The following is a 24,814-nucleotide window of genomic DNA, read 5'->3' as shown; positions in this document are numbered from 1 at the left end:
TATGATCAGTTTAGCGAAGCAAAAAGGCACCGCCGCCATCCTCTTTGCCATCATGGTCCCGGCTCTGTTTGGTATTTTTGTCCTCGGCACCGATGCGACCAAAGCACTGCAAGAAAAGGCGCGCTTATTGGATGCGACAGAGGCGGCCAGCCTAGCGGTATCGGCTCGTACTGTCGACACCGATAGCAATATCGATCTCACTGAAGCTAAAGCCCTAGTACACAACTATTTAAGTGCATATCTATCGCAGGATTTTGACGTCAATAATATCGATATCATCAAAAAACACTGCGACCAGATCCCTGAATGCGTTGCAAACCTTGAACAAGGTGGTAATCGCTATTATCAATACGAAGTGGTCACCAATACTGAGCTTCGCCCTTGGTTTCAGGGTGACTTAAATACTATGCCTGACAGCTATAGTGTGAGTGGACGTTCAGTCGTCAATAAGTTCCAAAACCGGGCGATTGATGTGGCATTGGTTGCCGATTTTTCGGGGTCGATGCAAAACAACTGGAACGGGGGCAGTCAAAGGAAGTATAAGGACCTGTTTGATGTGGTGTCTGATGTCCTTAAAGAGCTGCAAAAATATAACGAGCTGCATACCGACGATAAAAACCACGTGGCTTTTATTCCTTACAACCGCTATACCAGCCCAATGGAGGCGACGGTTCCATTTGAAAAAGATGGAACTATAGACGATCGACGCTGCTTTATGAGCTATCGGTTGCCAACTGGTTATAAACGTAGCATTACTGGTGAAGAGGCTCAGCAAACCGTGGACAACTGGCTAAACCCCCTACTGTCCAATGGCGTTCCGTTCTTTTACCAACATGAGATCGATTTGAGAGATATACATGGCGATAAGGGCAAACACGAATATCGTGAAGAGCTTGGTTGCGCCCTCAACTACCGTAATTTAAAACGCTCGCATGACGAGTACGACAAAAATTATACCATCCCTTTTTTTTGGGATCTCGGCTTTACCCACGATTTTGAGCAGCTTGAAACAACCGTCAGGTCGTTTTACCCCTCGGGTTACACCGCATCGTACCAAGGGCTCATCCGCGCAGGGCAAATTTTTAAACAAAGGATTGCCGCAGGTAACGCCAATGACCGCAGACTGTTAATTATTCTGTCTGATGGTATCGATACTCCCGCAGGCATCACTCCTGTCTTACAAGAGAAAGGCTTGTGTGAGGTGATTCGCAATGCACTCAGCGAACCTGAGAATGATATCCACGCCAAAATTGCGCTAATCGGCTTTGATTACAACGTGCTGACGACAAACGCTGCCCTTCGTGCGTGTGTGGGTAATGATAATGTCTATCAAGCCAATAACCGCGACGAAATTCTCAATGCGATTCTCGAACTGATTACAGAAGAAATCGGCCGTCTAACACCTGATACGGCAGCCAGTAAATAGGAGATAATATAATGAAACGGACAATATTGTGGTTATCGCTGGCAGCCCTGCCATGTTTGGGTTTGGCTCAAGTCGATTATTACGACTATTGTGGACAAATCAATGGCGGCTATGAATATGGTGTTCACATTGGTGAAGGCGTGGCTGTACTGCCCTTGCAAGACCAAAGACTGCAACTGAATACCACCTCTGCCTATCAACCCACCGATGCCTTGGCCCACGCCAAGGCCAAAATGCGTTTTAACCGTGATGAGTGCGCGGAGTATGGTTTGATAAACGGCGATATCACCGCCCGCGTCTATTTTGAGTTCGATCAATCAGCCTTAACTCGCAATTCAACCAACATTCTCAATCGAGTCGGTGAACAAGAGAAAAAAACCGAGGCTAAACTGCACATTACGGGTCATGCTGACCATATCGGCAGTGACGAATACAACATTGCACTTGGCACCCGTCGAGCCATCGCCGTAAACAATTACCTATTTATTCGTGGTATTGACCAACAGCGCATGACCATCGATTCAAAGGGCAAATCCGAGCCAATCGCCAGCAACGACACCGCCCAAGGCCGAGCCCTCAACCGCCGCGTAGACATCAAAAAAAATTAACCCATGATAAGCCATCATTGCACAAGAGATGCCTCTGAATGAGGCGTCTCTTTAGTTTTGAGTAATAACAAGATTCAACCAACCCAGTAAAAGCCCATTTGATACATAAAACGGACAGTATTTTTAATTTACCAAGGATGTGACAATGAAAAAAGCAACACTCGCTCTCGCACTATTACCAATGGTCTCATTCGCTGAAAGCGATTTACAAGGGCTCTATGCCGGTGTCGATATTGGCTTATTTAACACCATAGAGCTTGAAGCGTTGGGTATGAGTGCAGACCAAGATATCGATGGTCTTCCATTTAATATCTATGCTGGTTACGATGTGGTGCCGACTAAAAATGTATCGATCGGATTTGAGGCAGAATATCGATGGCTAAGTGAAGGCAAATATAAAAGTGCAGGCCAAACCATATTGAAAGTCGAAGGCTATGGTCTTTCGATTAACGTCAGACCTAAGTTTCGAATCCCCCAAAGCCCAGTTTATGTTGGCTTGTTGGCGGGCTTCGGCCAATATAAAAACAAAGCAACAGTATACATTGATGGAGATCGCATGTCTGACAGTGCCACCAATACCGGCTGGCAATACGGTGCTGAGTTAGGCTACATTCTTGAAAACAACCTCGTAGTGAGCCTAGGGTATCGCACTGCTAAAATTGATATTGACGAGGGTGTTGACCTAGAAGCCAAGCAAAGTGGTTTCAACTTGGGCATCCAATACCGTTTCTAAACCTAAAGTCCTATCTTTTGTCCAGCGCAAGATAGCATTCGCATTTCATCTACAAGCTGACTCATGACGTAATAACATCGAGTCTGCTTGCTTATGCCAGCTTTGATTACAAGATCAGAGAGCAACTGGGACTAACCGAGAAGTTCTTCCCGATCATGGTAAAGAGCAAGCAAACATCAAAACCAACTGCACGCAGGGTCTTCTTAAAGTTCGATGGATTAGATACCTTAGATATTAGCGATCAACGATTTATCTCAGGGCTTCAAGAGCGCCAAACTCGGTTACTTAAGAGCCGGAATTTAGCTCAGCGCTAATCACAGATACAGTTATAACAATCAAAAGCCAGAGTTTTTTAGCTCTGGCTTTTGTCTATCTCTGCCTAATTCTAGTCACGCCAAGCCTCACTCGGACAGCGACCGTAACTAAAACTTCGCACAGTCAATTGGGTAACTTCGATACAGCGTTTCCATATAAGGCAAGGCGTAATTCCCCCCACCCTCATGAGCTCGCCTAGCTTCAACATTGACGACGTGACATTCTTGGTTCACATCGACTAGCACCGTTTTATACATGGTACTCTGATACAGGGGTTGACCTGTCAATGAGTGATTAGTCTGCTCCCATAGATTGTTCGATTGGTGCGGCGTCCAAAGCACGTTCTGATAGACATTGATCCGCCCATTCTCTATCTGGCGTTCAATTGAGGCTTGAATCGAAGCTTGCCATTGGTTGTTTTGCTGTGCGATGACCTTGGGCAGAGTGGCCTGCGCTGTCTCCTGCTCGATTCTCAATCTTTGCTGCTGCTCACCATCATTGATTGCCTGGCTTGCAATTACCTTTATATCCCCAAGTTTTTTTTGGTAAGCCGGAATCATCTTCGACTCAGGAAGATATGGCTGCCAGGTATCAATCTCAAGTGCTAAACGCTCTAGCGCATCATTGATATCGTTAGTCGGTCGAAGAGAGAAGTAACGCCCATTTGGGTCCACATAGGACGTAGCTGCTTCCTCAAACAGTGGGAATGACTGAGTAATGGCTTGTTCAAGCTGCCCTTCAGCTTGCTCATACAAATTTGAGATCTCAATGACCATCGCCATGACCATTTCATCTTGCTCATACTGGGTTGCAATGGCATGCAAACGGTCCTGATGATCAAGCCAAGACCCAGCCTGCTCCCAGCGCCTAACAAATGATGGAGTGTACTTAAACTGATAAATGACCTGAGCAATACCCGCTTTAGTTCTTTCTAGCTCTTTAACGACTTCGCCAAGGTCTATAACGCTCTGAATTTGTTTGGTGGAGGTATCATGACTTACTTGATACGCACTCAAGTCGAGCGCCGGTATTTCTCCGGCTATCTCATCCATCGAACTTTTAGCGTTGTTGGCGTAGCGCTCCCAATTACGGGTGTTAGGATTTTCAGAGTAGCTGCCCGTCGCTGGGTAGGGCACCGCTTCTTGCAATGAGCGAAGCTGAGTGCGCAGTTGTTGAACTAGCTTGAGTTGCTTACCACTGAGTTTGACGTTCTCAACAAAGATCTCAGGGGTAGAAACTGGAATCGCCACTTGTTGGTTGAAGTCCGCAACTGTCTGCTGCAGTGCAGTAATATTGCTCTGATGATCAAGTTCGGCGTTATCATCAATCGATTGTTGAACCAAGCGAAGACACTTTTTGCTCTCGACATTGAAGGCGCGATTATAACCTTGAACTGGCGACTGTTTTTTAAGGTTATCTATACACTGATCTATCTCCTGTTGCAGCTGGGCAGTCGCCCCTGCCTGACCACTTTCCAGTAAACGCTGCTTAGCTTTCCTGTATAGAGATAAATCAAAGCCCGACGCCCTTTGCTCCAATTTGAGCAACTCTTTATCCACCGCTTGCACCGCCTTGTTGATATTCGCTTCCTTAGCGCCACTTGCCACGTTTTTATTTAACGTATTGAGGTGCCTGCGCAAGGTATTGAGGTAGTTCCGGTTGGCTTTATTTATCTTAACCGGATCATTGAATAGCAAAATCGGAGGAAGCACGCGTCCGTGTTGATTATTTACCGTCAGCGCTTGGCTTAATGACTGATGAGCTTGAGTAAAATCCTTCTCATTCAGCTGGTCATTATCCAGTGCTTTTTGAATCTCATTGTTACAGCGAGTGATGCCGGTTCTCAGGCCGTTCCAGTTTTGTGTATCTGTCTGAAGTGAGAGGTTATCCAAACATTGGCTAACCGTATCCGGCATTGCTGCAGCTGTTGGGAGATAGGCTAAACAGCCAATAAGGGGGATTGCAGCTAAAAGCTTGTGATGATTGTTCATGTGGTTGCTGACCTATTGCTCAAAAAGAACTCAGGATAGCGCAAAGCTAACGGGCAAAATTTGACCACCAGCCAAACTATCGCACGTGCCAGATTAGAGTCACAGAATCACCATATTAGTTCCACTAATGATTGCTTTAAAATATTCAATTATCAGTAAATAACTAAATATAGAAAAGCCAGAGTATCAACCCTGACTTTTCCAAAAGTTTATCTGAACAAAATACCAAGCATGCCATTCAAGTATTCATCTTTCTTATGGTTACTTGAACAATTAGTTCTATGACACTGAGCCTAAACTACTCACTCTTTGCCAAACACGTTATTCTCTTGCTCTTGTACGCGGATAAAAGTCGTACGCTTAGTCAGCTCTTTAAGCTTAGCTGCACCGACATAAGTACAGGTAGAGCGTACCCCACCGAGGATGTCAGAAATGGTGTTGTGGACAGATCCACGGAATGGGAGCAGAACAGTTTTACCTTCCGCAGCGCGGTATTGCGCTACACCACCCGAATGCTTATCCATCGCTGACTGTGAAGACATGCCGTAGAACTTCATCAGCATCTTGCCATCTTTCTCGATCACTTCACCACCTGACTCTTCGTGACCGGCCAGCATGCCGCCGAGCATAACGAAGTCAGCGCCGCCGCCGAAGGCTTTCGCCACATCACCTGCACATGCGCAGCCGCCATCACCGATGATCATGCCACCTAGGCCGTGAGCGGCATCCGCACACTCGATAATTGCAGAAAGCTGTGGGTAGCCTACACCAGTCTTAACACGCGTAGTGCACACAGAGCCGGGCCCAATACCAACTTTAACGATATCCGCACCAGCTAGAATAAGCTCTTCACACATATCACCAGTAACCACATTACCCGCTGAGATAGTCTTAGTTGGGAAGTGGGCACGCACTTTTTCTACGTACTCAACCAAGTGCTCTGAATAACCATTGGCGATATCGATACAGATAAACTCAAGATCATCGCTTAGCGCCATGATGTCTTTGGTTTTTTCAAAATCACGATCTGAGGTACCTGTTGAGACAAATACCTTGTTCAGGGTCTCTTTACTGGCACCTTTAACAAACTCAGCCCACTGCTCAACCGTGTAGTGCTTGTGCATCGCGGTCATTACGCCGTGCTCGGCCAGTGCGGTTGCCATTTCAAAGCTGCCCACAGAGTCCATATTTGCTGCGATAACTGGTACACCTGACCATTGACGACCGCTATGCTTGAAGGTAAACTCGCGGGTTAAATTTACTTGAGAGCGGCTTTTTAGCGTGGAACGCTTTGGGCGGAATAGGACGTCTTTAAAACCGAGCTTAAGTTCTTGTTCGATACGCATTATGTATTTCCTTGATTCATCTATCGATGTGTCACTCAGAGTGCGTTGTAAAATCGTTGGCAGACGAGGTTACTTATCTTCGGACACAAAAAAACCGGAGCGTTGGCAGACGCTCCGGTTTTCAGCATTATAGGCTGTGATTTATTTCCGGCAAGTCTGATATTTGTATTTTTTTTGTGATACTATCACAGAAAGTTGCATATCTGCGGCCCCTTAATCGATTTTTATCCCTTAGAATCAATTACTTAATAAAACCCACCTGTGACTACACAGATTCACCCGCCATAATAAACGCTTATTTTGTCTACTCAAACGACATTTCAAACCCTTTTCGTGATCAATAGGTTACACATAAGAGGCCTATTTCCCTTGGTCTATACCGTTTAACCTCACAAATTAGTTTAATTTCTAGTGTAAATTGGCGAGATGATTAATCACCTTACGCAGTTCCGGGATCAAGTCTGATGCCAATAAGCCAATTTCACCCGATTGCTCAGCACACACATCGGCACTCAAGCTGTGGATATAGACCCCGAGAAGAGTGGCTTGACCCAAGCTGTAGCCTTGAGCAATAAATGCCCCGATAAGCCCCGCTAATACGTCGCCCATCCCACCAGTTGCCATGCCTGGATTGCCCTGAGTACATACCCAAGTCGTATGACCATCACAGATTAAAGTTCCCGCCCCTTTGAGTACAATGATGCCTCTGTAGCGCTGCCATAGTGCGGCCACTGCCGCATATCGGTCGCGCTCTACCTCTTGAATCGAGCAGTTCAACAGCCTTGCCGCCTCACCGGGGTGAGGCGTTAAAACCCAATGGCCATGAGTACTAGGGTGCTTAGCTAAATAATTAAGCCCATCGGCATCAACCACTATGCCTGCACAGTTAGCCTTGAACTGATGTTCGAACACGCTTTTGCACACGCTGTCTGCCTTGGCGCACTGACCCAAGCCAGGTCCTAAGACAAGCGAGTCAGCCCAGGCTAATTGTTGTTGTGAACACTGCTCCCAATCACTGGCCATTAACTCAGCTTGTCCTGCTTGCAATGCTGGCATAGATTGCACATCAACACAGGCTTTGACCAATCCAGCCCCAACTCGCAGCGCTGCCCCACTTGCAAGCCGCACTGCACCGAGCATGCCCGCAGCCCCACCCACGATTAACAGACGACCATGACTGCCTTTGTGCGCGATCGCACTTCGTTGTCTAGTGAAGCCCGAGAGAGACTCATCGCTTATCACCTGAATATTGCTAGGCTCGAACTGGTGTAGAGTTTGAGTGGCAATATCGAGTGGTGCAAAGTGCAATTCACCGCAATAATGCCGCGCTTCCCCAGTGACCAAGCCGCACTTAACACCAATAAAGCTGACTGTCGCGCTGGCCCTGACTGCCGTCCCCATCGCCTGACCAGTGTCAGCATTTAGTCCTGAGGGTAAGTCCACCGCCACCACGGGGGCTGCCATGGCATTAATGTGATGGATAATCTCGGCATAATCCGACCTCACTTTACCGCTCAATCCCGTGCCCAGCAGTGCATCGATCACTACATCAGGTTGAACGGCTAAATCAAGTTCATTAGTCGCTAACTGGGGTACGCCCCAACGCGAGATATAATGTTGACGAGCCTTGGCCGCATCACCTTGGTTGTCAGTGCATGATTCCAGCTCTACCAAGCTAACGGTAAAACCTCTAGAGCGGGCCAAATCGGCAACCACATAGCCATCTCCGCCATTGTTGCCCTTACCGCAAACCACCAGCCAATGCTCGGCGTTAGGAAAACGCGCTTGGCAGTATTCAAACACGGCTTGGCCTGCCTTGAGCATCAAGTCATACAGAGGGAAACGATAATGCTCAGCGATTTTTTGCTCGCTACGCTTAATCTGCTCACTGGTGTATAAAAACTTCACATCCTTCATATTACCACTCCCTTGTCATTCCCCTATCGGCAAACAAAAAGCTAACGTCAAGTGACCTCAAGATGTAGTCCTCAGCACCGGTATTGATATCACTTGGATATAGGAAGAGTGTAAGGGATTGCCACCTCTCTTGCTGAGTCACAGATCGATTAACCTTTACTTCAGATAAGCTTGGTAATCGAGGCAAAAAACATCCACCTCATAGCTGTGATGTTACCAAGATGGTTAAGTTTTAGTTTTGGCAAGAATTAAGCCACGGAATAGGCTAGATACAAAAAGACAAAAGGCGCACGATCTAGGTGCGCCTTATCCCTCGTTACTCATTACGTGAGCTTGCGGACCGTTCCAAACAAGAATAGAAACAGTGATAGACGAGGATGCAGAAATGAAGTATGAATCCATCCAAATTGTAGGTAAGGCCGTTTTGTCCTCCCTGCGAGTTGAACTGTCATGCCTTACCCTTTAAATATGGCTCAACTTACCTAAAATGCAAACTTAGTTTGGGTTTTTCTTGTCTTATCATTTCTCTTTCACAACTGCACTCAAAATACATTGTTTGCTAGAATATGCCCCACTAAATTTGCGTAACTTGGTTAAGCACTCAAGCCATGTTGCCGTTTAAAGTACATACCCCCTTGAATTAGCCCGTAAATCATCGTTAGAGATAGCCCCTTGAACTGGAGAAGACTCACCCAATTTCAGAATGTTCCCACCTCACAAGCCTCCCTCGCCCTTGGCGTGATCGGGCTTGGTCAAGCGTGGGCGCTGTATTTACCTAGCATTGGTGGTCCTGCCCAGCCATTTTTGGCCGCGTTTGGTGCTTTCTTGCTCGGCCCGGTGCTGATCAAGTACCTTCTGCATCCACGTCTCTACTTCAATGACATTCGTCACCCGCTTAGCGGGAGCCTGATGGCGCCGATGAGTATGGCGCTGTTGATTTTGTGTGATTACCTTGCGCTGATCTCGCCATGGATAGCCTATCCTCTGTGGATGCTTGCGATCACCTTACACCTGACCAATATGCTGGTGTTTTTTTCGCTGCAACTGCGCAATTTCAAGATGTCGAACATCGTACCGAGCTGGTTCTTATATCCAGTGGGTATGATCAGCAGCTCACTCGCCGGCACCCAATTTGGCTATAACGTTTTCTCAGTTACTTTGGTCGAGATCTGTATTACGATCTACTTCTTTATGTTGCCATTGGTGCTGTATCGCTTGGTGTTTGAGGGCATGCTACCAAAACGCGCCCGTCCGACGCTGGCTATCATGGCCGCGCCTATCAACCTGACACTGGCAGCCTACTTAGTCAATTTTAACGACCCAGACCCAATCCTGACCGGGGCGTTGGCGGGCATTGCGGTCACCATGACCCTACTGATCTACATCTGCTATATCCGATTGATGAGGTTGAGATTTCAGCCATCTATCGCGGCAGTGACCTTCCCATCGGTGATCAGTGCGGTTGCCATGTATCGATTAACCGATTTCTTTGAGCACTTCCATCCCCATTGGCACTGGCTGCACAAGTTTGGCTTTCTTGAACTCACCATCGCAACTGGTATGGTGATTTGGGTGATCTTGCGCTATTTCACTATGTATTGGCCAGAGCTCAAGCTGTCGCGCTTTGTTAATGAGCGTATGAACGGCAGAGAGTGTTAGCCCGCTCTGAGGTGTTTCGAGCGGGCCTAGCACTAGCGAACCACGGACAACTGGCTTCCTGCTCGCGAGGGAGTCACATCGATCCGCAGGTTCATCTGCTCTTTCAGCTCTGAAACGTGCGAGATAATCCCGATAGTTCGACCGCTTTGCTGCAGCTCCATCAAGGTTTGGATGGCCAAGTCCAACGACTCAGGATCTAGGCTGCCAAAGCCCTCATCGATAAACAGGGTATCAAGGCGGATGCCGCCACTGTATGACTGCACCACATCGGACAAACCAAGCGCGAGAGACAGCGCCGCCATAAACGACTCACCGCCAGAGAGGGTCGCAACATCACGCGTTTTGCCGCTGTAGGCATCCTCGACCAACAGATCCAAGCCGGAACCAACGTTGCCCTTGGCCCGCTGCTCTCTGCGCAATAACTCATAGCGCCCTTTACTCATCACTCGCAAGCGCTGAGTTGCTTGAATAAGTACGTCATCGAGTAGAACGCCTAGAACAAAGCGATGCAAACTCACTTTTGAACCGGTCTTGCCATTGGCGACATCGCTCAGCGTGCCATAAACCTGATACGCTTTGTCCAGCTTGTCGTTTTGCTGGTAAAGCTCAGCCAAGCGCAGCTTGACTTTGTTTAGGTTCGTTGCAACACCTTGCACTTGAGTATGCTCAGTAAGCGCTTGCTGATAGCTTTGGCGCAGCGACTCTAACTCTGTGGCCAAGCGCTCAAGATCTGGCTGTTGCAGCTCGGTGAGCTCAAGGCTTAACTGCTGTAGTGCACCGGCATTTTTTGCCAGCAACTGATCAAATGCTGTTAGATCTGCCTGAATTTGCCCAACCTGCTCCTCACTCAATACCGCCTGTTGGAAGGCGTGGTCACTATCAAACTCACTCTGGTTAAGTGCTTGTTGCCACTGCTCTTGTCGCTCAAGCTCTAGCTTTTGACACTCTTTACTCTGCTCAAGCGTGCTGGCCTCTAGAGTAGTGGCAGCCGTCAGGGCTTGCGCACTGCGATTGAACTCGGTTTGTGCCCGCTCTAGATTCACTTTCAGTTGACCAATCTGATTGACTAGGCTCTGCTGGGCTTGCTTTGTGGCCACAAGATCAAGATTTTCATCCCCCAGTGTACGACGTAGATTGGCAATCTGCCCTTCGAGCATGGTTTTGTCTTGTAAGGCGACCTTGTTCGCCTGCTCTTGGTTTTGTAAACGCGCTTGCTGCTGGGTGATCTGCTGCTGGCAAAGGCTTAAAGCTTTGCTTGCCTGCTCAACGTTCCACTGCTTGTGGTGTTGAATTTGTTTGTCTAGCTCTTGTGCTTGCTGCTGTAAGGTTTGAGCCTCTTGACTCAGCTGTGAGTCGAGGTGGCGCTGCCAGCCCTCGAGTGCTTTCTCAACCTTGCTCAATGCGATCTGCTGGGCCTGACACGCTTGCTGCTGCTCCTCGACCCAAACTAAACTCTGCTGCTGTTGAGCGCGTGCAGCATCAACCTCTACTTTCGTCACCAGGCTACCTGCCGCTAATGCGGGTTTGGGGTGGCTATCACTCCCACACACCGGGCAAGCGACCCCATCCTCTAACAACTGAGCCAATTGCGCAGCTTGGGTGCTATGCCATTGATACTCTTGCTGATCAGCAAACTGCTTGTGCTGATTAAACGCTTGTTGACGACGCGCAAGCTCAACATCAGCTGCCATCACATTGGCTTGGCACTGCTCTAGAGCGGTCTGTGTAGTCGCGACTTCAGAGAGTGTGCTGAGCTGTTCACTGATCGCTTGGGCTTGTTGCTCAAGTAGTGGCAAGGTCAGCGCTGATTGCTTGGCCTGATCCAGTTGTTCGGTCAGCGCCTTTAGCTGCTGCTCTTGCTGCTGCAACTGAGCCTGCTGCTGTGCCAGTGTTTGTTCGTGTTCAGCCACACCTTGTTCGGCAGTGCGCAGAGCGTGCTGCTGACGATCAAACTGACTAAGCTGGTCAACACGCGCCTCAAGCTGAAAACGACGCTTCTCAAGCTCTGTAAGCGACTCTGCCTGCGTCTTTGCAACCTGTAACCCTTGGCCTTGCTGCTCATGCTCTGCTTTGGCCAGCGTAAGCTGAGCATGAGCCTGTTGATGGGCTTCCAGCGCTTTGCGGTGTGCGACTTGGGCTTGGGACAACGCCTGAGAAGCCGGCACCAGTCCAGTCGCCTGACGAGCTTGGTGTAACTGGGTACGGCGTATATTCATCGCTTCACTTTGCTGCTCAAGCTGCTCAAGCTCAAGTTTGAGCTTAGCCTTACTGGCAAACTTGACGCTGACTTCTTGTCCCTGTTGCAGGGCGGCTTGCGCCACTTCTTGCGCCTTTTTCGCCGCGCTCAGTGCTGAGCTCGCCTGCTCAACTAAAGGCGCTTGAGCCGATATCGTCGCGGTTAAGTCTTGCTCTGACTCCACCTCAGCCAGCTCCAACACCCCTTTGATTTGATTATCAAACTGCTCTTTTTGCTTGCGGATATCCGCCGCTTGCTCAAACAAAATTCGCTCGATATCGCGATAAATATGCGTCGAGAATAGTTGGCCAAAAATCTGTTCACGCTCTTTTGAGTTTGCCGTCAGTAGCTCACGAAAACGTCCCTGCGGGATCACCATGACTTGGCGAAACTGTTTTACATCCAGTCCCATTAATTCGATAACGTATTTAGCTACTGGATTAGGTCGATTGACCAACAGTTGCTCTTCACCATCAGTGATTTGATAAAGCGCCGCGCTATGGGTTTTCTTGGTCGTACCTTCACCGCGCTGTTTCGGCACTTGTTGCTCAGGGCTGCGCTCGATACGGTATTGTTTTCCCCCCAACGCAAACGTGAACTCAACTTGGGTTAGTTGGCTTGGCTGAGCTTGGTCACAACGCATCTGATCGCCTGTGCGCTCACTGCCTGTGGTCTCACCGTACAGGGCAAAACAGATCGCATCGAGCAGGGTACTTTTGCCCGCGCCAGTCGGGCCATTGATCAAAAACAGTGGGGCTTGACCAAGTTCATCGAAATTGACTTCTTGGCGCGCAGCAAAAGGGCCAAAAGCCTGAAAGATAAGTTTAATTGGCTTCATCGCTTAACTGTCCTTTTGCTTCGTGAGTGTCTCAATAACCGTCGCAATCGCCGCATCTTGCTCGTCACTCAACGGCTGATTCTGTACCTCGGCAAAAAAGTCCTTGAACATATCCAGCTCACCACGGGCCAAACGTGCACGTCCTACCTCTTGGTCAACGCCAATCAACATACCCGGTTTCTCGAGGTGCAAGACATTGGAGTAGACGCTGCGCAGCTTATCCATCGGATCAAGAATCGCGTGTTGATCAAGCAGCCTAACCAGCAAGTAGTCGTGTGTATTTGGATCGGTTTCGCCCGCTGTTATGATCTCGTCGAGATACCCTTCAATAATGCGCATTTGATGCGGCGCCCGAAACTCAATCGGTGTGGCACTTTTGAAGCCGTTGCGGTCAAACTCGACGAGCGTCATGCCCTTGTTATGGTGCTGCTCAGAAAAGCTGTATTTCATCAATGAACCACTGTAGCGAATATACTCGACAGCGCGCTTTTGCGCTTGATGTAGGTGCCCCAAGGCGACGTAATCGAACGGAATAAAGTGCTGGCTGTTGACCCGATCAGATCCACCAATGGAGAGTGGACGCTCTGAGTCTGACTCCATCGCACCATCAACAAAGCAGTGACTGATCAGCACCTTGTTCTTATGCTCCCCTGCCGCAGTGAGGATGTTTTCACACAACAACGCATGCGCTTCATCATGACTCGCCACCGGCTGTTGATAGTGATGGCGTACTTGCTCTGGGTCGTTAAATGGCATGCCATAAAACGCCACCTCTCCGGCTTGCTCACTGCGCAAAATAATCGGAGTCAGCATCGAATTGAAGTCACTGATAATATGCAGCCCCGCCGACTTCATCTGCTGCGCAGCAAAACCCAAGCGCTGCGCCCCATCATGGTTGCCCGGTATCACAATCATCGCAATCCCAAGTTCACGACAGATGGTATCAACGGTTTGATTCATTAGCTCAATCGCCGCGGTGGGCGGCACCGAGCGATCATAGATATCACCAGCCACGATCACGGCATCGACTGGGTTGTCACGCACGTAGGCAATAAAATCATCTAACACCGCTTTCTGATCATCAAGCAGCGACAAGTTATGAAATTGGCGACCAAGGTGCCAATCAGAGGTATGAATAAATTTCATGCTAAGTTCAAGATAACTGGGGCAATGACACCATCATACTTTAGCGAGAGGCGAGAGGCGAGAGGCGAGAGGCGAGAGGCGAGAGGCGAGAGGCGAGAGGCGAGAGGCGAGAGGCGAGAGGCGAGAGGCGAGAGGCGAGAGGCGAGAGGCGAGAGGCGAGAGGCGAGAGGCGAGAGGCGAGAGGCGAGAGGCGAGAGGCGAGAGGCGAGAAAAATTTGCGGAGTTGACGCAACAATGTCAACTCTTTTCATACGGACAATTTAAAAAATTGAGGAGCCTGGCTTTTCACCTGACAGTACCACACACTCCCCTCGCCTCTCGCAGGGCAAAGCCCGATCTCGTCTCTCGACTCTATCTATAAAGGGAGCCAATAAGCCAACGCCCCCCAAGCCCCAACCCATATCATCACCACAGCAGCATCGAACCATCCTTTGCGCGACATTGTTAACCTCATTCTCTGTGATTGGGGAACCTTCCCCAATGTTGTCAATTGGTTACAATGTTTAGCAAATTATACGCCAAAATGATTACATCTCGTTCAAATGACTGCTTTTTGTGATATTGCTTGGCTCTCTGGTCGCGCTTGCAGGTATTCGACAAAACAATCGGCCATCGAGACGGTGGTTACTATTGAGCCTGGGAGCTGGCTCAGTATCGCGTCATAACCCTCTTTACCCTTCATAGTATAAGCCGATGAGGTGCCGCAATAGATTGCCTCTGGATGGACGTCTTGCCAAACCCCCTGATCATCGCAGATCTGCAGGTGTTCTATGCGCTCGCCCTGTGGGTTATCCGGTTGATAACTAAAGCGCAAGCGACTGGTGTAAGGGTATGAACCTGAGCCAGTGCCCTCGACCCCATTATTGAGCGCATTATTGATCGCACCCTCGAGTGTCAGGCGAAGTGCCTCTCCCGAGAGACGGTAAACACCGATCGGCACGGCAAATGGCAATAATTTTCCGGCAATATCGGCAACCGAGACCTCACCGGCATGGAGAGAATTGCGCACCCCACCAGCATTATGTAATGCAAATTGGATATCGTGGCCTCGATTTCTCATTGCGAACAAAAACGAGTCCGTGACGAGAGGCGCCACCTCACTCGCACCCTGCTGGTCAGGAATGCGGACATGGCGAAGTGGCCGTTCAAGGACAGTGACGACTTGCTCTGAGAGTTGCTTAACGCGAGGCATATAGTTATCACGCAGTAAGCCCTGCACCTCGGGATCTTTCTTACATACCACTACGTTAGGGTGCTGGCGAATCCACTCACATGCCGCTTGATACTGCGCATCACTGCGCGGCTCACTTAGACTGGCGTCAAGAAACACTCGACGACCAAACAGCAGCTCATTTTTACCCTCAAATCGAACCACCTTGCCATCACGATCAAAGTCGATATGACAGTGGCCGATGGATAATGCATGATAACCCGCCTGCACCACATAGCAGCCATTGATCAACTGACCATAAATCTCATCAGCAGCAAACCCCAGCGATGAAAAATCGCCTTGTAGGCGATGACTGTGGCCACCGACAATCAGGCCAATGCCTTCAACCTGCTCCGCAAGCGCTTTGTCTTGCTCATAGCCAAGATGGCTAAGCAATATAATCTTGTTCACACCACTGGTACGAATCGCTGTCACGGTGCGTTGCGCCACGTCGAGAGAGTTCACAAACGGGGTATCTGGGTCTGGGTTGGCAATATCGGTCATTTTGTCTAGCGACAGGCCAAAGATGGCCACAGGCTCTCCATCGACCTGCTGAACAACCCAGCGCGCCACTTGCTGCTCATTGTGGTAGGCATAGACATTTTGATTACGGCTAATCTTGTTACGCTTGTGGGCTGCCTCATTCGACAGATCCCAGTTGCCAGCTAGGAGCGGAAACTCGATTCGCTGGGCAAAATCTGCCACAGGTTCGTTACCCAGGTCGAGCTCGTGATTTCCCAAGGCCATGGCATCTAAATTCAGTGCGTTAAGCATCGCGGCATTGGCGCGCCCCTTAAACAGGGAGAAGTACAGGGTACCTTGGAAACAATCACCAGCGTGTAAAAAAGCAAAGCCACGATTATCACGTGCAGCTTGGGCACGGAGTTGCTTACTACGTGTGGCAACCCGAGCAAAGCCCCCCGCACTGACGTATGGCTCAACGATGGGGTCAAGCTCAGTCAGATGCAGTTGCAACGAGGTGGGCTCAAAGTAAGAATGGGTGTCATTAATGTGGGCAACCGTCATTCTGACGGCCTTATGGCGTTTCTCGCTCATAGAATTTTCTCTTGTTTGTACTTATCGTTATCCTAGCGCAAGGCAGATGACAGATTGATTAACCGCAATAGCTTGTTTTAATGAATTATTTACAAGTCTTTGTTTTTGTGAGGGAACTGCCAGTGATTTTTTTCTACCTGCTATACTCTAGAAACACAGGGTCTCTCACTAAGGAGACAAGATGCAGCTAGATAGGATAGAGATTTCTGGTTTTCGCGGTATTCGCCGCCTTTCCTTGCAGTTTGATGAACTCACCACCCTTATCGGTGAAAATACCTGGGGCAAGTCATCCCTTCTGGATGCTTTTTGTATCGCCTTGCCCACGTCAGGGGAGTTGTATGAGTTCGAAATGACCGATTTCCATGTCGACTACGCCATCGCGCATCCACAAACACAGCACTTACAGATTATCTTATCCTTCATCGCTAGCGATGAACTCGAAGTGCGTGCTGGGCGATATCGTAAGATAAAACCGATATGGACCCTCGATGATGATGGTATGCGTCGCATCTATTATCGCCTCAGTGCCACACGCAATGGTTATGATATCACGACTCACTACGCCTTTCTCGATGCGAATGGCCTGCCACTTAAACTGCACCACAGCGAAAAGCTCGCCCAGGAGCTGATGTCGCTGCATCCCGTGATCCGTCTACGCGACTCTCGCCGCTATACCGACTATACCAACGGCCAGGATATCAATACCCGAGCCGAAAAGCGCATCCAAAACACCTATCGACGCTTGCTGGCCACCCCGGGGCATGTCAACAAAGGTGAGATAAAGAGCAGTCTCAACACAATGAATGAACTTGTTGAACACTACTTCTCTTTCAAGGCGAAGGCAAATCATAATCCGCGCCAAAAACGTGATGGTCTTTTTCACGCCACCACGCACGACCAGACTTTGGCGCAAAGTATCGGTGAATCAAGCAGTAAGCAAACCCGCCTCTTGATGCTCGGCCTGCTTAATGCTTACTTGCAAGCGAAAGGCCCCAGCAACCTCAGACGCTGCGCTCGCCCAATTTTGCTGATCGAAGACCCAGAAGGCCGCTTACATCCGACCCATCTAGCTAGGGCATGGAGCCTACTTCGACTATTACCAATGCAAAAAATTCTCACTACCAACAGTGCTGAGCTACTGCGTCAAGTCTCGCTGTTCTCAATCCGGCGCTTGGTGCGTCAATCCGATCGCACTGTTGCGCGCTATGTCAAGGATAGACACTTAAGTCAAGACGAACTGCGCCGCATTGGTTTTCATATTCGCTTTCATCGCTCGGGTGCTATGTTTGCACGCTGCTGGCTGCTGGTCGAGGGGGAAACGGAGGTATGGCTGTTTAATGAAATCGCCAACATCTGCGGCTACAACCTTGCTGCGGAGGGCGTGCAGATTATCGAGTTTGCTCAATCCGGCCTCAAATCGCTGATCAAAGTTGCCAAGGCGCTGGATATTGATTGGCATGTTGTCACCGACGGTGACCAAGCAGGGAAGAAGTACGCGGCTGCGGTCAGAGCCATGCTCGGTGATGAGCAAGAGCGACATCGATTAACCGAGTTACCAGAGCGAGATATCGAACACTTTCTTTATCAAAATGGCTTTGAGCAGTTTTTCCGCGATATGGTAAAAATTCCCCCAGACCACCCTATTCCGGCTAAAAAAGTGGTGCATAAGGTACTAAAAAAGAAAGCCAAGCCCGATCTCGCACTTGCCATTGTTGGTCACTGTGAGCATCGCGGGGCAGACTGTATCCCGCTGCTGCTACGTTGGACACTCAAACGGGTTGTGACAATGGCGAATGGTAATACTTGAGGCTAAAAGTAAACCTAGGGCTGCTACATCTGAAGTTGAAGGCAACATCGAGTCTAAATCGTTGATCAACGCGCCTTAATCAACCTATCAACTTTTCTGAAAGGTGCAATTACACCTGTTAACCAAAATGCTCATCAAATCCCACTAAAGTCATAACCAAATGATATTAATCATATTTGATGTAAACAAAATCTGCGAAAATACTGATAACCTCTATCAGAGTTCTTTTTTCATCGTCTTAGCCTTGCCTCACCGCAACTAAAGTGAACGGACTTCTAGTCCTGTCAGGTGGAAACAAACATTACATATAAGAAAATGTGATACGGCTTTTAAATTCAATCAATTTTACTTATCATAGCGCAGCTTGATATAGTTGTGGTGTTGTTGCGGCAAGAGGCCAAAAACAACATCGGGTTTACCGATTAAATAAAGATGTATCGCTTGGGTAAGTTATGAATAATCACGATTCCAGCAACAATCTCCTTTTCTCACCTGCAGAAATGATGGCGGAAGCCGAAAAATTCGCGCTGAGCAAAGCCAAAAAGACCAGCAGTATGACGCTGAGCCTTGCGGTGATGGCCGGTGCGTTTATCGGACTTGCGTTTGTCTTCTATATTACGGTGACAACAGGAAGCGCCGCAGCAGGTTGGGGCATCAGTCGCCTGACTGGTGGTTTAGTCTTTAGCATGGGGCTGATTTTAATCGTTTTGTGTGGTGGTGAGCTGTTTACCAGTTCAGTACTGTCGAGTATCTCTTGGGCAAATCGACAAATCACTCTGAAGAAAATGCTCTCGCTGTGGGCAAAGGTATACATCGGTAATTTTGTCGGAGCCATGTTTATGCTCTTGATGATTTCTGCAGGAGGACTGCTCCTTTTGCACGATGGTCAATGGGGCTTAAACGCACTGAATATCGCTCAGCATAAAATTCACCATACACCAGTTCAGGCTTTTGCTTTGGGTGTGCTATGTAATCTGTTGGTATGCCTAGCCATCTGGATGACATTTAGCTCAGCCAATGCCTTAACAAAAGCCCTGCTGATGATCCTGCCGGTGGCAATGTTCGTCTCCAGTGGATTCGAGCACTCGGTGGCAAATATGTTTATGGTTCCGCTAGGAATCGCAATTCATAGTTTCGCCCCTGAGAGCTTCTGGCAGATGGTTGCTGTTGATCCGCAACAATACAGTGACTTAACCGTCTCGACGTTCTTGTTGGCCAACTTGCTGCCTGTCACGCTGGGTAATATTTTTGGTGGTTCGGTATTAGTTGGACTGGCTAACTGGTCTATCTATCGCCGACCACAGTTAAAAGCAAATACAAGTTCCGTAGGAACAATAACTATCGCGACGGCGCCTACGGCAACGAAACCCTCTGATGTTGTCGTCAGAAGCCTTACCGAAACCAGTCCACTGACATTGAATGCAGATACGCTTTTGCCAGAAGCCGTCGATATGATGTTGGATAGCCAAGTACCAGGTGCGCCAGTTTGTGATGTTAATGGCCGCTTGGAGGGTTTCCTGTCACTGCATGATGTGATGGTGGATTATTGGTGTCATGATTACCTGCCAAGTAAGGACACCAAAGTCGCCGACGTAATGAGTCGGAATGTGGTAGCGGTCAACGCAAGCGATCACCTGGTGGATGTGATCGAGTATCTGTGTGTCGATAAAACCCAGTTGTATTCAAACGAAGATTTGGATATCGCCGCACCGACTGTTGCTTTGCCAGAGTATCAGCGTGCGCAAGTCATGCATGTGAGCAAGCCAAGCACACTGCCTGTACTGGAAAATGGGGTCTTTATCGGTATATTGACCAGAAAACGCGTTGTGGCCGAGCTGTGTCGCATTTACAAAATGGGTGCTTTGGACAAACCACAGGCGAAGCCTCTTTCAGGCACGCCAAGCTTTGTACCAAGCAACTCCATTAACTAGCCGAGCCTTTTAGCGCTAGCGAAACATTTTTGAGATTATTCTTGGGAAATAGGATAAAAAGGTGGCCTTTATGGCCACCTTTTTTTTCCTGCGGAAAAGAGGCGAGATAGGAGTTACTTCTTGATGCCCTCGACGTGTAGTTCCATGTCCACATAGCTGGATGTGCCCATGACAGGGATATTAAAATCCTCCAGCTCGAGTCGCGTTGTGCCTAGGAAACCTGCTCGCTCGCCGCCCCAAGGATCTGTGCCTGCACCAATAAACTCGGCATTGATCACGATAGGTTTGGTCACACCGTGTAAAGTGAGATCACCGCTGATGTCCAGCATACCATCGCCTTTGTCAGTAACGCTTGTGCTGGTAAAGGTGGCGCTTGAGTATTTTGAGGCGTCAATAAAATCCCCACTACGGATATGCTTATCACGCTCTGCATGGTTTGAATCGAGACTGCGCGTATCAACTACTACATTGACTTTTGATGCGCTGACATCCTCAGGGTCATACGAGAAGTCACCCTCAAAGCTATTGAAGCGCCCCTTAATAAAGCTATAGCCGAGATGGCTGACCTTGAAGTTAACCGATGCATGCGCACCTTTTGTATCGATGACATAATCTGCTGCGCTCACAGCCATTGGCAACGCCAGTGCTGCTGCCAATCCGGCAATGATTCCCACTTTACTCATTTTGCGCCTCCTATCATTTTGCGTAAGGTATTATCTTTATCTATCACATGATGTTTGATCGCAGCCAGTGCATGAACACTCGCCATGATGATTAGTGCCCAAGCGGCATAAAAATGGATCTCTCCAGCCAAGTCAGCCTGCCCTTCGAATAACTTGCCAATACCAGGGACCTCAAACCAATTAAACACCTCGATGCCTCGGCCATCCTCTGTCGATATCAAATAGCCTGAGGTACCAATAACCAAGATTAGGCCATAGAGCGCAAGGTGACCAAGATGGGCAGCGGTTTTGATAAAAGGGCTACCCTCAATTTCAGGTGTCGGTATGAGTCGGTTCCAGACAAAACGAATGAGGGTCAGAGTGATGATCAGTATACCGATAGACTTGTGCCAATGCGGGGCTGTGCGGTACCACTCGCTGTAATAACTTAAGTCCACCATCCATAATCCGACCGCGAACATACCGATAAAAACGAGCGCACTGACCCAGTGCAACAGTCTAGAAACTACGTTGTATTGCGTTACTGCTTTCATAGCTAATCCGTTAATCCCTCGTCAACCAGCGATAGTCATCGATGGATGTGAGCAAAATCCATACAGTCAGTATTTGTGATCAACCGGGTTTAGAAAAGTAGCGAGATTTGATGAAATCATTCAAAATATTTGAACAACAGGACAAAACTATTTGTATGTCATAAATTTAGATCTATACCTATGCTATGGTTTGATACCCAAGCAATTGTATATTCAACTCGACAACTTCTCTTAGGAAATGGTCTCTTAGAAATGAGCCTCCAGAAATAGGGCCTGACAGAAACAGTCTCACGAAACATGGAGCACCCAACGAATTGCTATCGGATATTTTGGTTCAGAGTATTAATCAGTTTCAGCACGACTGTTTGAAACTATGTGAGCGCAACTACCCAGCGATCCACAACAAAGGAATGACAGAGCACCATATGGGGTTGGCCTTTACACGTCGCTTGGGACGGACGCTTAGTGAGTTTGGCCACGTTAGCGAAGTAGTGCCTTTAGAGATGTTGCCAAAACGCGATCTGCCCCACCACTACCGGGTCAGTTGTGAGCTTGGAAGTGTCTGGGTGATCACCCAACATATGGTTAATGCCAGTGGGATCTACCGCGATAAGCTGATCCACGATATCGTGCAGTGGCGTAGCGAGTTTGGCTATGCTATCCAGCCCAATGACTTGTTAATGGTGGTGGCAGATCACTGGCTGACACGCAGCCAAAGCAGTCGAGAACTGATCCATTGGTGGATGGGGATGCTACCTGATGAGATTGACGCCTACCAGTCTCAGGGGATCAGCTTATATGAGTGTGACTCGCAGTTACGCCAAACCTTCGAGCATCACTTTGCAATGACGCCCCACTACCTCAAGATCGCCCACCCTCTCAAACGCGTAGATAGCGAGGTATTAGTGCGCAAATATGTCCAGCTCTACGCAGTCATTGAGTGGGAGCGTTAGCTTTTGATCTCACCATAACGCTCGAGATACAAAATCGTCGCCGCCGTTCGAGAGGCCACTTGGAGCTTTTTGAGCAAGCTTTTCATGTGCACCTTCACCGTGGACTCTGAGATGAATAGCCTGTCAGCAATCTGTTTATTGCGAAACCCTTGCGCGACCTCTTGCAAAATCTGCATCTCTCGTTCAGTCAATTGATCAAAGTTATCTTGAGTCTGACCACGGTTGCGCAGATACTCGGCTACTACCTCACTGTACGCTGGCTGACCATTGAGTGACTCGCGGATCAATCGCACCATCTCGTCGGGCTCAGTATCTTTGAGTAGATAACCGTCTGCCCCTGCTTTTACCAGCCAATCGATATCAGAGGGACTGTCTGACACGGTTAGAATCACCACCGTCGCATCAATATTGTCCGCTCGCAATGCCTTGAGGGTGTCTAAACCCGACATGCCCTTCATATTGAGGTCGAGTAGAATAAGATCTGGGTTGGTTAGGTTTGCCTGGGCAACGGCGTCCGCTCCATTACTGGCCTCTGCCACCACCTCAAAATCACTTTCGAAGCTGAGCAGTTGATTGATCCCTCTGCGCATCAAAGGGTGATCGTCCACCAGCAGTACTCTGTTTACTGTCACCTTCATCTCCCTATACCAAAGAAAATACCAAACTCACCTCAGTGCCCCTCATTTGTCGAGATTGCACCGTTAAGCGACCGTGCAGGCGGTCAGCTCGCTCACGCATGATACTCATGCCATAGTGATTGAGCTTATCTTCACTGCTATCAAACCCGATGCCATCATCGCTGATCGTGACGCACACATCGCCATGATCTTCAATACAACGTATCGCGATCTTGGTGGCCCTAGCGTGCTTGATGGCGTTAATCGTCGCCTCTCTAATCAACTGTAGCAAGTGCACTTGCTGATGGGCATCCAACTCAACAGAGGACAAACCATTTTCCAGCGCGATCTCGGTGTCGGATTGCTCATTGAGCTGCGCTAACATCTCGCGTAACGCCACACCAAAATCCCCCTGTTTAATTGTAAGTCTAAAAGTGGTTAATAGCTCGCGAAGTTGGGTATAAGCCTCTGAAATACCGGAATCTAACTCTGAAATCGTGATGCTAAGCGGTTTGTTGCTTGAGTGCTCTGTCATATGCCGCTTTAGGAGCGTCATCTGAATTTTCAGATAGGACAACGATTGTGCCAGCGAATCGTGCAGTTCACGGGCGATCGTTGCTCGCTCCTCGGCAAGCAGCAGTTGCTCTGCTTGACGCTGAGCACGATTATAGAAAATCGCACGCGACAGGATCTGAGTAAAGTTGTCGATCAAGCTCGCTTCCGGATGGGTATGCTGACAGTAAAAATGCAGCGCTCCCAAATGCTCGCCATCAATAACTAAATCTCGGTAAATCACCGATTCAGGCGCCATTTTGTCCCCATTCATCCGAGCTCCCTCGACAAGCGAGATATGATTATCATCCACATCATCAATATCAAGCTGGACCTGCTCTATCGATTCGATGCTGACGATATGGCGCAAAATAGCTTGAAAATTATCGATATTAATCCGCGCACCTGCCAACTCTTGTGATGAGCGGTACAACACTTGTAATGACTGGTTGGCCCCTTGTAGCTCATGCGTTTTCTCATCGACCACCTGCTCCAAGCCACGATACAGTTTGCCTAGCTCAAACGCCATATTGGAGAAGGTACGGCTTAACTCACCGATCTCTGTCCGGCGGTTTTGCTCCAATTTCACATCAAAGCTACGATTTTGTACCTGCTTACTGGCCGTCACAAGCGCGGCTAGAGGTGAAACGACCTCGCGACGAATGTACACAACCACATAGATACTGGACAGTAAGATCCCCCCCAGACCTAGCCCACCGATCACCGTGAGATTGGATAATTTGCGCTCCGAGTGAAGTTGAAGCTTGAGTACAAAATCATCAATTTGGGCAACAAAGCTTGCGACTAACGGCAAATACTGCTGGGGAGCCTCTCCCTCGAGGACTTGCTTAAGCTCTTGCCAGCGCGTCAGTAGTTGAAAATAGTCATTCGAGATGTGCTTTGGTACCCGCCAATCATCCAGCGCTCGCATAGAGGTGGAGTTGATTGACTGCTCAAACTGCTCGATGTGGAAAGTAAAATCGGTGGAGTTTATCTGTATGTCGTGCGCCAACCGATAACTCTGCATCCGCATTGAACCAGAGACATTGACCGCCTCAGCATCATTGAGGCTAGAGGATAAGTTATAGATCGCAAACGTCGTTGTCCCGAGCGACAGCAATACAATCACCACCATCGCATAAACGATGTTCTTGGTCACCGATTTGTCTTGAGCGGATAATTGCCGTAAGCGCCCTTTTATTACTTGTACAACATTCATTTAGGTACTCAATTGCCTCATTTGTGATCTCTCTCCAG

General features: G+C 48.7%; 17 protein-coding genes and 1 pseudogene. 8 read left to right on the top strand and 10 right to left on the bottom strand.

Annotated elements, in window-relative coordinates; genetic code table 11:
* The first annotated feature begins 1 nt into the window (after window position 1).
* The 4 genes and pseudogenes from ACZ5R2_RS17330 to ACZ5R2_RS17315 form a co-directional block, all read left to right on the top strand.
* The gene (locus ACZ5R2_RS17330) at window positions 2-1,426 is read left to right on the top strand and encodes a TadE/TadG family type IV pilus assembly protein (protein WP_464903341.1); all 1,425 of its coding nucleotides are present in this window, start codon (window positions 2-4) and stop codon (window positions 1,424-1,426) included.
* Window positions 1,427-1,437: 11 nt separating this feature from the next.
* A complete protein-coding gene (locus ACZ5R2_RS17325) occupies window positions 1,438-2,034 on the top strand; it encodes an OmpA family protein (RefSeq protein WP_464903342.1) in 597 nt (198 codons plus the stop codon).
* Window positions 2,035-2,179: 145 nt separating this feature from the next.
* The gene (locus tag ACZ5R2_RS17320; protein WP_464903343.1) at window positions 2,180-2,767 is read left to right on the top strand and encodes a porin family protein; all 588 of its coding nucleotides are present in this window, start codon (window positions 2,180-2,182) and stop codon (window positions 2,765-2,767) included.
* Between the two features lie 68 nt (window positions 2,768-2,835).
* Window positions 2,836-3,081, top strand: a pseudogene (locus tag ACZ5R2_RS17315) (IS1634 family transposase); the annotation flags it as partial.
* A gap of 108 nt (window positions 3,082-3,189) precedes the next feature.
* Here the strand turns inward: ACZ5R2_RS17315 and ACZ5R2_RS17310 are convergent.
* From ACZ5R2_RS17310 to ACZ5R2_RS17300, 3 genes are all read right to left on the bottom strand, one after another.
* The gene (locus ACZ5R2_RS17310; protein ID WP_464903344.1) at window positions 3,190-5,073 is read right to left on the bottom strand and encodes a hypothetical protein; all 1,884 of its coding nucleotides are present in this window, start codon (window positions 5,071-5,073) and stop codon (window positions 3,190-3,192) included.
* A 302-nt stretch (window positions 5,074-5,375) separates the two neighbouring features.
* Window positions 5,376-6,419, bottom strand: coding sequence for a GMP reductase (locus ACZ5R2_RS17305; protein ID WP_464903345.1), 1,044 nt, complete (start codon window positions 6,417-6,419; stop codon window positions 5,376-5,378).
* Window positions 6,420-6,827: 408 nt separating this feature from the next.
* On the bottom strand, window positions 6,828-8,336 hold the full coding sequence (locus ACZ5R2_RS17300) for an NAD(P)H-hydrate dehydratase (protein WP_464903346.1): 1,509 nt from the start codon (window positions 8,334-8,336) through the stop codon (window positions 6,828-6,830).
* 672 nt (window positions 8,337-9,008) lie between these two features.
* On the opposite strand from ACZ5R2_RS17300, the gene ACZ5R2_RS17295 reads away from it, so the two are divergent.
* The gene (locus ACZ5R2_RS17295) at window positions 9,009-9,995 is read left to right on the top strand and encodes a TDT family transporter (RefSeq protein WP_464903347.1); all 987 of its coding nucleotides are present in this window, start codon (window positions 9,009-9,011) and stop codon (window positions 9,993-9,995) included.
* Window positions 9,996-10,027: 32 nt separating this feature from the next.
* Here the strand turns inward: ACZ5R2_RS17295 and ACZ5R2_RS17290 are convergent, their stop codons facing one another.
* The 3 genes from ACZ5R2_RS17290 to ACZ5R2_RS17280 all read right to left on the bottom strand — a co-directional run bounded on the left by ACZ5R2_RS17290 (window position 10,028) and on the right by ACZ5R2_RS17280 (window position 16,481).
* Window positions 10,028-13,069 carry an AAA family ATPase gene (locus ACZ5R2_RS17290; protein ID WP_464903348.1) on the bottom strand — a complete coding sequence of 1,014 codons (3,042 nt, stop codon included), beginning with the start codon at window positions 13,067-13,069 and terminating at the stop codon, window positions 10,028-10,030.
* Window positions 13,070-13,072: 3 nt separating this feature from the next.
* Window positions 13,073-14,215: an exonuclease SbcCD subunit D gene (locus ACZ5R2_RS17285; RefSeq protein WP_464903349.1), complete on the bottom strand. Its 1,143-nt coding sequence runs from the start codon at window positions 14,213-14,215 to the stop codon at window positions 13,073-13,075.
* A 538-nt stretch (window positions 14,216-14,753) separates the two neighbouring features.
* Complete coding sequence (locus tag ACZ5R2_RS17280; RefSeq protein WP_464903350.1) at window positions 14,754-16,481, bottom strand: bifunctional metallophosphatase/5'-nucleotidase; 1,728 nt, start codon at window positions 16,479-16,481, stop codon at window positions 14,754-14,756.
* Between the two features lie 181 nt (window positions 16,482-16,662).
* On the opposite strand from ACZ5R2_RS17280, the gene ACZ5R2_RS17275 reads away from it, so the two are divergent.
* The gene (locus tag ACZ5R2_RS17275) at window positions 16,663-18,288 is read left to right on the top strand and encodes a DUF2813 domain-containing protein (protein WP_464903351.1); all 1,626 of its coding nucleotides are present in this window, start codon (window positions 16,663-16,665) and stop codon (window positions 18,286-18,288) included.
* 452 nt (window positions 18,289-18,740) lie between these two features.
* The gene (gene focA, locus ACZ5R2_RS17270) at window positions 18,741-20,219 is read left to right on the top strand and encodes a formate transporter FocA (protein WP_464903352.1); all 1,479 of its coding nucleotides are present in this window, start codon (window positions 18,741-18,743) and stop codon (window positions 20,217-20,219) included.
* Between the two features lie 113 nt (window positions 20,220-20,332).
* Here the strand turns inward: focA and ACZ5R2_RS17265 are convergent, their stop codons facing one another.
* Window positions 20,333-20,902 (bottom strand): YceI family protein, encoded by a 570-nt coding sequence (locus ACZ5R2_RS17265; RefSeq protein WP_464903353.1) that lies wholly within the window; start codon window positions 20,900-20,902, stop codon window positions 20,333-20,335.
* Window positions 20,899-21,435 carry a cytochrome b gene (locus tag ACZ5R2_RS17260; protein WP_464903354.1) on the bottom strand — a complete coding sequence of 179 codons (537 nt, stop codon included), beginning with the start codon at window positions 21,433-21,435 and terminating at the stop codon, window positions 20,899-20,901. The genes ACZ5R2_RS17265 and ACZ5R2_RS17260 overlap by 4 nt, the downstream gene beginning before the upstream one ends.
* A gap of 314 nt (window positions 21,436-21,749) precedes the next feature.
* On the opposite strand from ACZ5R2_RS17260, the gene ACZ5R2_RS17255 reads away from it, so the two are divergent.
* Entirely contained in the window at window positions 21,750-22,388 is a 639-nt protein-coding gene (locus ACZ5R2_RS17255) for a hypothetical protein (RefSeq protein ID WP_464903355.1), read from the top strand.
* Here ACZ5R2_RS17255 and ACZ5R2_RS17250 read toward each other — a convergent pair.
* Together ACZ5R2_RS17250 and narQ are read right to left on the bottom strand one after the other, a co-directional pair.
* A complete protein-coding gene (locus tag ACZ5R2_RS17250; protein ID WP_464919464.1) occupies window positions 22,385-23,020 on the bottom strand; it encodes a response regulator in 636 nt (211 codons plus the stop codon). The two genes, ACZ5R2_RS17255 and ACZ5R2_RS17250, sit on opposite strands and share 4 nt — an antisense overlap.
* Window positions 23,021-23,030: 10 nt before the next feature.
* Window positions 23,031-24,776 (bottom strand): nitrate/nitrite two-component system sensor histidine kinase NarQ, encoded by a 1,746-nt coding sequence (gene narQ, locus ACZ5R2_RS17245; RefSeq protein ID WP_464903356.1) that lies wholly within the window; start codon window positions 24,774-24,776, stop codon window positions 23,031-23,033.
* Window positions 24,777-24,814 lie beyond the last annotated feature (38 nt).

This window comes from Vibrio sabulosilitoris, from assembly GCF_055391395.1.
This window is presented reverse-complemented; position numbering and strand designations above follow the sequence as displayed.